At 73.0% G+C, this 7,859-nt stretch carries 7 protein-coding genes; 2 read left to right on the top strand and 5 right to left on the bottom strand.

Features of this window, described 5'->3' with window-relative positions:
* Window positions 1-230: 230 nt before the first annotated feature.
* A complete protein-coding gene (locus tag ACWF9Z_RS15830; protein ID WP_453602488.1) occupies window positions 231-629 on the bottom strand; it encodes a hypothetical protein in 399 nt (132 codons plus the stop codon).
* 120 nt (window positions 630-749) lie between these two features.
* The gene (locus ACWF9Z_RS15825; protein ID WP_453602486.1) at window positions 750-1,289 is read right to left on the bottom strand and encodes a DoxX family membrane protein; all 540 of its coding nucleotides are present in this window, start codon (window positions 1,287-1,289) and stop codon (window positions 750-752) included.
* A 351-nt stretch (window positions 1,290-1,640) separates the two neighbouring features.
* Here ACWF9Z_RS15825 and ACWF9Z_RS15820 point away from each other — a divergent pair, with 351 nt between their 5' ends.
* Window positions 1,641-3,167 carry an APC family permease gene (locus ACWF9Z_RS15820; protein ID WP_453602485.1) on the top strand — a complete coding sequence of 509 codons (1,527 nt, stop codon included), beginning with the start codon at window positions 1,641-1,643 and terminating at the stop codon, window positions 3,165-3,167.
* Between the two features lie 19 nt (window positions 3,168-3,186).
* Window positions 3,187-4,824, top strand: coding sequence for an FAD-dependent oxidoreductase (locus ACWF9Z_RS15815; RefSeq protein ID WP_453602483.1), 1,638 nt, complete (start codon window positions 3,187-3,189; stop codon window positions 4,822-4,824).
* A 14-nt stretch (window positions 4,825-4,838) separates the two neighbouring features.
* On the opposite strand, the gene ACWF9Z_RS15810 is transcribed toward ACWF9Z_RS15815, so the two are convergent.
* From ACWF9Z_RS15810 to ACWF9Z_RS15800, 3 genes are all read right to left on the bottom strand, one after another.
* Window positions 4,839-6,476 carry a phospholipase D family protein gene (locus ACWF9Z_RS15810; RefSeq protein ID WP_453602481.1) on the bottom strand — a complete coding sequence of 546 codons (1,638 nt, stop codon included), beginning with the start codon at window positions 6,474-6,476 and terminating at the stop codon, window positions 4,839-4,841.
* 79 nt (window positions 6,477-6,555) lie between these two features.
* On the bottom strand, window positions 6,556-7,209 hold the full coding sequence (locus ACWF9Z_RS15805; protein WP_453602479.1) for a hypothetical protein: 654 nt from the start codon (window positions 7,207-7,209) through the stop codon (window positions 6,556-6,558).
* A 24-nt stretch (window positions 7,210-7,233) separates the two neighbouring features.
* Complete coding sequence (locus tag ACWF9Z_RS15800; protein WP_453602477.1) at window positions 7,234-7,848, bottom strand: sigma-70 family RNA polymerase sigma factor; 615 nt, start codon at window positions 7,846-7,848, stop codon at window positions 7,234-7,236.
* Window positions 7,849-7,859 lie beyond the last annotated feature (11 nt).

The following is a 7,859-nucleotide window of genomic DNA, read 5'->3' as shown; positions in this document are numbered from 1 at the left end:
CGAACACGAAGTCACCACCGAGACCAGCATCGACCAGATCGCGGGCGACCTCACCAAATGGCTGGCCGCCCGCGCTTCCTAAAACACGGCCTAGCGGCACGAGGAGGGCGGGGGACGCGGGGCACGGCACGGCACGGCACGGCGCGGCACGGCGCGGCGATCCGCGGGTCGGCCGGTTCCGGACCGAGGCGCTCGGCTGGAGCGTCACCGGCGAGGGGTGGCGCCGGGCGTCATCGCGCTCGGGGCGGCCTGCGTCCTCGTCGGGCCGGGCCCTGCGCGTCCGGCCCGGGCCGCAGGTCCAGCATGGCGAGCAGCGAGGCCAGCTCCTCGGGCCGGGTGGTGCGCGAGGCGACCACCTCGTGGGCCCGCTCGCGCAGGTCGGTGGCCCCGGGAAGGGTCTCCTGGTCCCGGGGCCGGCGCGCGGCGTCCGGTCCGGACCCGTCCTGACGGCCGGCGTGCGACCGGTGCTCGGCGGCGGTCGCACAGGTGGCCGCGGCGCCCGCGACGCGGCCTCGGCCGCGCCGGGTCACCAGGGCCAGGGTCCGTGTCAGAAGGCGCGGACCGAGCGCGGTCGGCCCGTTCGGCGAGCCGCGGGACATCCGCGGGGCGGTGCGGCGGGCGTCTGCCATGGGGTGTTCCTCGTCGTCGCGGCCGGGTCCTGACCGGTGGAACCGGGACCCGGGTGTCGTGCGAGGGGGAGGGCGGCCCACCCGGGGAACCGAGGCGCGGCAGCGGTGGGCCGGGCCCGCTCAGTGGGAGCCGGTGAGAGAGGCCGCCACCGCCTTCGCGCGGTGGGCCGTACCGGCGGCGGCCGCTTCCACGGGCCGGCGGACGGCCCGCACCGGGTGCCGGTGATCGAGCGCGTGCCGGGAGCGGTAGGCGAGCGAGGGCTTGCCGTGGGTGTCCGCGGCGGCGATGAGGAGCCCTCCCAGGACGGAGAGGTCGGTCAGGAAGTGGGCGCGGAGCCGTGCGCGCTCCTGCGGGTCCTCCACCGTCCAGAAGGCGTGGGCGGCGAGGGAGGTCGGGACCAGGGTGGTGGCGAGCGCGAGCGCCGCCAGGCGCGGGGCGCGCCCCGTCGCGAGCAGCAGACCCGCTGTCGCCTGGATCGTGCCGGTGACGCGCAGGAGCCGCCGCGGGTCCCCGGCGAGGGCGGGGACGCGCTGGCCGGCGGCCCGGAGCACGGGTGCGGCTGCTTCCGCGGCGCGCTCGGGGCGGCGCACGGTACGCAGTCCGTCGGTGACGAACGGGGCGGCGAGCAGAGGGCGGGCGAGCTTTCGTAGAACGGCCATGCCTCGCGGCTGCCCAGACCTGGCCCGTCCATCCGCTCCGGATCCGCGGCGGTTCCCCCGATCCGCGGGCGCCGTCCCGCCCCTGCGGCCGGGGGTCGGCCGCGGGCCGCCGTACGAGGCCCCTCCCGCGGTGTGAGCGAGGCCGCACCCCGCGGGCGAAGGCCGGCCGCTCGAGGGTTCCGGGCACATCACCGGGCGGTTACGGATCGGGTCCAGAGACCTGACGGGTCGACAGTTCGTCGCCCCCGCCCGCCGATTGGCAGTCCTTGTGTCGATTGTGGCGCAGGTCACGCGGTACGAGAGTGGCCGCCTTGCCATCGGCTATCCGCCGCCTGCGTCGAGAGGACGTCCATGTCCCACACTCCCACCGGTGAAGTACACCGGCTCAAGGCGAACTCGGTCGGCCTGGTCGGGGTGGTCTTCATGGCCGTGGCCACCGCCGCGCCGATCACCGCGATGACCGGCAACCTGCCGATCGCCGTCGGCTTCGGCAACGGCATCGGGGCCCCGGCCGGATATCTCTTCGCCACCCTCGTCCTGACGGTCTTCGCCGTCGGCTACGTCGCCATGGCCAAGCGGATCACCGCGGCCGGCGCGTTCTACGGATACATCTCACACGGCCTGGGCCGGATCGCCGGCATGGCCTCCGGGATGCTCGCGGTCCTCGCCTACATCGTCTTCGAGGCTTCGATCGTCGGCGTCTTCTCCTACTTCGCCAAGACGACCGTGCACGACCAGCTCGGTCTCGACCTGCCCTGGATCCTCTACGCGGCCGCCATGCTCGGCGTCACCGTCGTCCTCGCGCACTTCGACATCAACTTCACCGCCAAAGCGCTCGGCGTGATGCTGGTGGGCGAGATAGCCGTCCTCTTCGCGGTCGCCACCGCCGTGCTGCTCGCGGGCGGCGGCCCGGACGGCATCCCGCTCGAACCGGTCCACCCGAAGAACGCCTTCACCGGCACGTCCGCCGGGCTCGGCCTCTTCTTCGCCTTCTGGTCCTGGGTCGGCTTCGAATCGACCGCCATGTACGGCGAGGAGTCCCGCGACCCCAAGCGGGTGATCCCGAAGGCCACCCTGATCTCGGTCGTCGGCGTCGGTCTCTTCTACATCTACGTCTCCTGGATGACCATCGCCGGCAACGGCCTTTCCGCGTCCGTCGAGCTGTCCGCCTCCGCCAGCCCCCTGGACCTCTTCTTCGCGCCCACCCGGCAGTTCCTCGGATCCTGGGCCGTCGACTCCTTCCAGTGGCTGCTCCTGACCGGATCCTTCGCCTGCGGCATGGCCTTCCACCAGTGCGCCGCCCGCTACCTCTACGCCATCGGCCGGGAGGGCTTCCTCCACCCGGCGCTCGGCCGCACCCACGCCGAGCACGGATCCCCGTACATCGCCTCCCTCGTGCAGAGCGCCATCGCCGTCGCCCTCGTCGCCGCGTTCTGGCTCACCGGCCAGGACCCCTACATCCACCTCTACACCCTGCTCGCGATCCTCGGGACGATGGCGATCCTCATCGTCCAGACCCTCTGCTCCTTCGCCGTGATCGGCTACTTCCGCAAGAACCACCCCGAGGACCGGCACTGGTTCAAGACCTTCACCGCCCCGCTCCTCGGCGGGCTCGCGATGGGCGCCGTCGTCGTCCTGCTGGTCCTCAACATGAAGACAGCGGCCGGACTCGCCGCCGACTCCCTCGTCTTCACCCTCATCCCCTGGATCGTCGCCACCGTCTTCCTCGGCGGCCTGGCGCTCGGCGTCTACCTCAAGTACAAGGCGCCCGAGCGCTACGAGGTCATCGGCCGGGTCGTCCTCGAAGACGCCGCCGAACGCACCGATCCCACCGATCCCACCGCCGAGAGCACTTCCCCCTCCGCCGCGAACGTCTGACACCCGGGAGCCACCCGCCATGGCCCGAACCTCCGTCATGCACGCACTCAAGCGACTCGCCGCCGAACACGCCGCCGCCCGCCGCCTGGCCCTGCCCACCGCGGACGTGCGGGGACTGAGCCGTCGCGCTCTGCTGGAGCGCGCCGCGGCCCTCGGTCTGGGCACGACCCTGGCCGGCGCCGTCGCCGCCGTTCCCGCACGGGCGCAGACGGCCCCGGACGGCGAGAAGCCGTCGACGGGCACCCCCCGCATCGCCGTCATCGGTGCGGGCATCGCAGGCCTGACCGCCGCCCTCACCCTCAAGGACGCGGGCATCGCCTGCACCGTCTACGAGGCGAACCCCACACGGGTCGGCGGCCGCATGTGGACCCAGCGCGACCACTGGGCCTACGGCCAGACTTCCGAGATCGGTGGTGAGCTCATCGACACGAGCCACAAGAAGATCCTCGAACTGTGCCGCCGCTTCGGCCTCCCCACCGAGGACTTCCTCGGCGGCGGACCGAACGGAGCGGAGGAAGTCCTCTGGTTCGGCGGCGCCTACTACCCCCGCGCCCAGGCCGACGAGGACTTCAAGGCCGTCTACCAGGCGCTGCGCCGCGACCTCCAGGCGGCGGGCGAGGTCACGTGGAACTCCACCACCCCCGCCGGCACCGCCCTCGACGACATGTCCCTGTACCAGTGGATCGAGACCCGGGTCCCGGGCGGCCACACCTCACGCCTCGGCCGGTTCATCGACGTCGCCTACGCCGTCGAATACGGCGCCGACACCGTCGACCAGTCGGCCCTGGCCCTGGTCCTCCTCATGGGTTACCAGCCCAACCCCGGCCACTTCAACGTCTGGGGCCTGTCCAACGAGCGCTACCACATCACGGGCGGCAACGACCGGCTTCCCCACGCCATCGCCCAGGCCCTGCCCGCCGGATCCCTGCTGATGGGCCGCGAACTCACCGCCGTCAGGGCCAACGCCGACGGGACCCAGACCCTGACCTTCGACGACGCGGGCAGCACCCGCACCGTGACCGCCGACCACACCGTCCTGTGCGTACCGCTGCCCGTACTCCAGCGCATCGACCTCACGGCGGCCGGATTCGACCCCCTCATGCGCGACCTCCTGCGCGATGCCCGCATGGGCCACTGCACCAAGCTCAACATGCAGTTCACCAGCCGGCCCTGGCGTGGCAGCGGCCCGTGGCCCGGAGTCAGCGCCGGCGACTGCTTCACCGACTCAGGCCTCCAGCAGACCTGGGACACCACCAAGGTCCAGCCCGGCAACGGAGGCATCCTGCTCCAGTACGGGGGCGGCACCCCGGCAGGCGCGCTCACCCCCGCGACCCCCTTCGCCACCCAGACCGACCCCTACGTACGAGCCCTCGCCACCCGGACGCTCACCGGCATCGACGCGTTCTTCCCGGGCACCGGAGCCGCCTGGAACGGACGCGCCCAACTGTCCGCCTGGCACCGCAACCCCTTCTCGCTGGGCGCGTACTCCTACTGGCCCACCGGATACCTGCACCGGTACGCCCGCTACGAGGGCACCGCGCAGGGCAACGTCCACATCGGCGGCGAGCACTGCAGCTACGACTTCCAGGGCTTCATGGAAGGCGGCGCGACCGAGGGCGAACGCGCGGCACTCGAGGTCGTGGCCGCCCTGACGTAGACGGCCCGCCGCCGTCAGAAGGCGTTGCGCCGCCGGAGGCCGAACGTACGGCCGTCCGGGTCGACGAGGAGCCGGTACAGCGGCATGGTGAGGCGGCTCTCGGCGTACGAGAACTCGGGCGGCCGGTAGGTGCGCAGCCGGCCGGGCGGTTTCGGGCCGCGGCCGCCGCCCTCGTGCCAGGCGTCCAGCGCGGCAGCGGTCGCGGCGAACGCCTCGAAGGCCCCTACCGGGTCGCACAACGGGTCCGGGGCGCCGGGCGAGTCGGACTCGGACTCGGGGGAGCCGGGTCCGGGGGCGTCGAGGTGCTCGCGGGAGAGTTCCAGCCGCAGTTCCCTCGCGAAGCGCCGCGCGCCGTCACCCCGCCCGGCGGGATCGGCGGGCGCCCGGGCGTCCGCGTCCTCGTCCAGGACGGCGCAGTTGAGTTCCGAGTCATGGGTCCACGACCGGAGGTTGATGTTGTCGGATCCGATCGTGGCCCACACGTCGTCGACGACGCACACCTTGGCGTGCACGTACACGGGGGTACCGGCGCGGTTCTCCAGCCCGTAGACCGCCACCCGTCCGCCGCCCGCCTCGCGCAGCTTGTCCAGCGCCTTGACCCGCCCGACCAGGTTCATGGGCCGCGACAGCCGGCCGTCCTGGTCGGGCTCGGCCGGTATCACGGCGATCAGGCGCAGTCCGGGGTTCTCGCGCAGCGCCCGGGCGAAGGACTCCACCACCTCGGGGGACCACAGGTACTGGTCCTCCAGGTAGATGAGCCGTCTGGCCCGCTTCAGCGCCTTCAGGTAGCTGCGCGCGACGCTCCGCTCCCCGTCGGGCGCGAAGGGGTAGCCGCGCAGCAGCCGGTTCGGGTAGGTGCGCAGCACCTGCACGGTGTGGCGGCCGCAGGGCGGTGGGTCGGGAAGCTGCGGCGGGAGGGGATCCGCCGAGGTGTCCTCCCCGTTGACGAGCTCCCGCAGCTTGACGAGCGGGCTGCGGCTCAGCGCGGCCGGGTCCTCCCAGCGTTCGCGGAAGCCCGCCTCGATGTCCCCGACGGCCGGTCCCCGGACGGCCAGTTGCACGTCGTGCCACGGTGGCCGGGGACCGTAGACGGCCGCCAGGGGCATCGCCTGCGGATCCCCGTGGTGCGAGGCGTCGTCGTTGCGGCTGTGGCACAGGTCGATCCCGCCGACGTAGGCCACGTCCAGGGCGGGGCGGCCGGGGTGGCGCAGGACGACCAGCTTCTGGTGGTGGCTTCCTCCGGGACGGACCCGCAGGTCGAGCAGGCATTCGCCACCCGCCGCCTCGATCTCCTCCCCGAGGTGCCGGTTCTCGCTCTCGCTGTACCGCAGTCCGTCCAGGTGGGAGCGCCAGAGGAGGCCTTTGACGATCACGCCGCGCGCGGCCGCCGCCGCGAGCACGGCGCCGATCTCCGTCCCCTCGCCGTCGAGGCGTTCGTCGGGATCGCCGCGCCAGTCCGTGAAGAGGAGGAGGTCTCCCCGGCGCTGGGCCCGGACGGTGCGCAGGAGCTCCGCGAAGTACGTGGCACCGTGTACGAGCGGGCGCGCCTCGTTCCCGCGGGTCCAGGCGGCTCCGTCGGGGTGCCGGCGGTCCACCCGGGTGGCGCTGTTCCCCCGTTCACCGGCGGTGAGCATCCAGTCACTGAGTCTCATGTGGGGTGCCTCCCCAGACCGGCTACCCGCCCGGCGCCGTTTCAGACACGGGCCGGGCCCCCGCCGGTACCCCGGCCGCTCACCTCGGCCTGAAGGTCGGGTGCGAGGACGTGGTCGGGTGCGAGGACGTGGTGGGGTAGCCGCGGTCGGAGGGGGCCGTGCCCGTGGAAGCCCCACCCGTGGACGCGCCACCCGTGGACGCGCCACCCGTGGACGCCGCACCCGCGCCGGCCGTCGTCGCGGGACGGGCGGGTACGGCGCCGGAGGCGGGGATCCCGTTGCTCGACGACGCGGGCCGGGCGCCGGCGGCCGGCGCGAGGGCTCCGTCGGCACCGACGGAGGGGACCCGGGCGGGAGTCCCCTTGGGGACGGAGTCCACGAGGGTGTGGTGAAGGGTCTGGCCGGCGCCGATGCGCTCGATCCGCAGGACCAGGTTGCGCTCCTGCGTCCGGCCGGGCCAGTCGTGGTCCTTGCTGCGCACCACCTGGCTCTCCACCCCGTCCACGCTCTGCCAGCGGCTCGTCACCGCACGGACGTTGGGGCGCCACTCGTTGTCGTACTGGTGCTCCAGCGCCAGATCCCAGCTCGGCGCGTCGACGATCTGGGTCGCTCCCACGACGCCCGGGATGACCAGCCGGGTCCGGCTCCCGTGCACGGTCACCACCGTCCGCTGGGGCCAGTCGGCGTCCACGCCGATCACTGTGATGAGGCAGTGTCCCTGATACCAGGCCATGACTCTCCTTCGCTTCCGCTTCCGCTACCGGGAACGGGTCGATCGGTGGTTGACGGGGGCCAGACCGCGCGCCTCCAAGAGGGGGGCGAGGGCGCGTACGGCATAGAAGTTGCGGGACTTGACCGTGCCCGTGGGGACGCCGAGGACGCGGCCGGTCCTGGCGGCGGTGTGGTCGTGGAAGTGCAGGTGCACCAGCACCTCCCGCTGGTGCGGCGGCAGCCTCCGCAGGGTGCGGGCCACGTCGTGGGCAGTGATGACCTCGTCGTAGGGGTCCTGCGTGTCCGCCCGCTCGTCCTGGGCCTCGTCGCCCACCTCCTTGACCCGTGCGGCGGCCATCCTGAAGTGGTCGATCGCTATGCGCCGGCCCACCGTGAACAGCCAGGGGCGGCCGTGTTCGGGTCCGCGCGCCAGCGCCCGCGGGTTCTGCCAGGCCCGCAGGAAGGTCTCCTGGAGGATGTCCTCGGCCTTGCCGCGGTCACCGTTGGCCATCCTGAGCAGGGCCCGCAGCAAGTAGGGGGCGTGGAGCCGGTACAGCTCCGCCAGGGTGTCCTGGTCCAGGGTGTCCTGGTCCAGGGTGTCCTGGTCCAGGGGGGCCGCCGCCGTGTCCGTGTCGGTGCGGTCGAACATGGATGTCGTCACTGCTCTGCTCC

The sequence above is a fragment of the Streptomyces sp. NPDC054961 genome (assembly GCF_053609145.1).
This window is presented reverse-complemented; position numbering and strand designations above follow the sequence as displayed.

What these genes read in the sequence shown, in the direction of transcription:
- ACWF9Z_RS15830 (WP_453602488.1), bottom strand. Translation starts at nt 629, where the DNA reads ATGGCAGACGCCCGCCGCACCGCCCCGCGGATGTCCCGCGGCTCGCCG.
- ACWF9Z_RS15825 (WP_453602486.1), bottom strand. Translation starts at nt 1,289, where the DNA reads ATGGCCGTTCTACGAAAGCTCGCCCGCCCTCTGCTCGCCGCCCCGTTC.
- ACWF9Z_RS15820 (WP_453602485.1), top strand. Translation starts at nt 1,641, where the DNA reads ATGTCCCACACTCCCACCGGTGAAGTACACCGGCTCAAGGCGAACTCG.
- ACWF9Z_RS15815 (WP_453602483.1), top strand. Translation starts at nt 3,187, where the DNA reads ATGGCCCGAACCTCCGTCATGCACGCACTCAAGCGACTCGCCGCCGAA.
- ACWF9Z_RS15810 (WP_453602481.1), bottom strand. Translation starts at nt 6,476, where the DNA reads ATGAGACTCAGTGACTGGATGCTCACCGCCGGTGAACGGGGGAACAGC.
- ACWF9Z_RS15805 (WP_453602479.1), bottom strand. Translation starts at nt 7,209, where the DNA reads ATGGCCTGGTATCAGGGACACTGCCTCATCACAGTGATCGGCGTGGAC.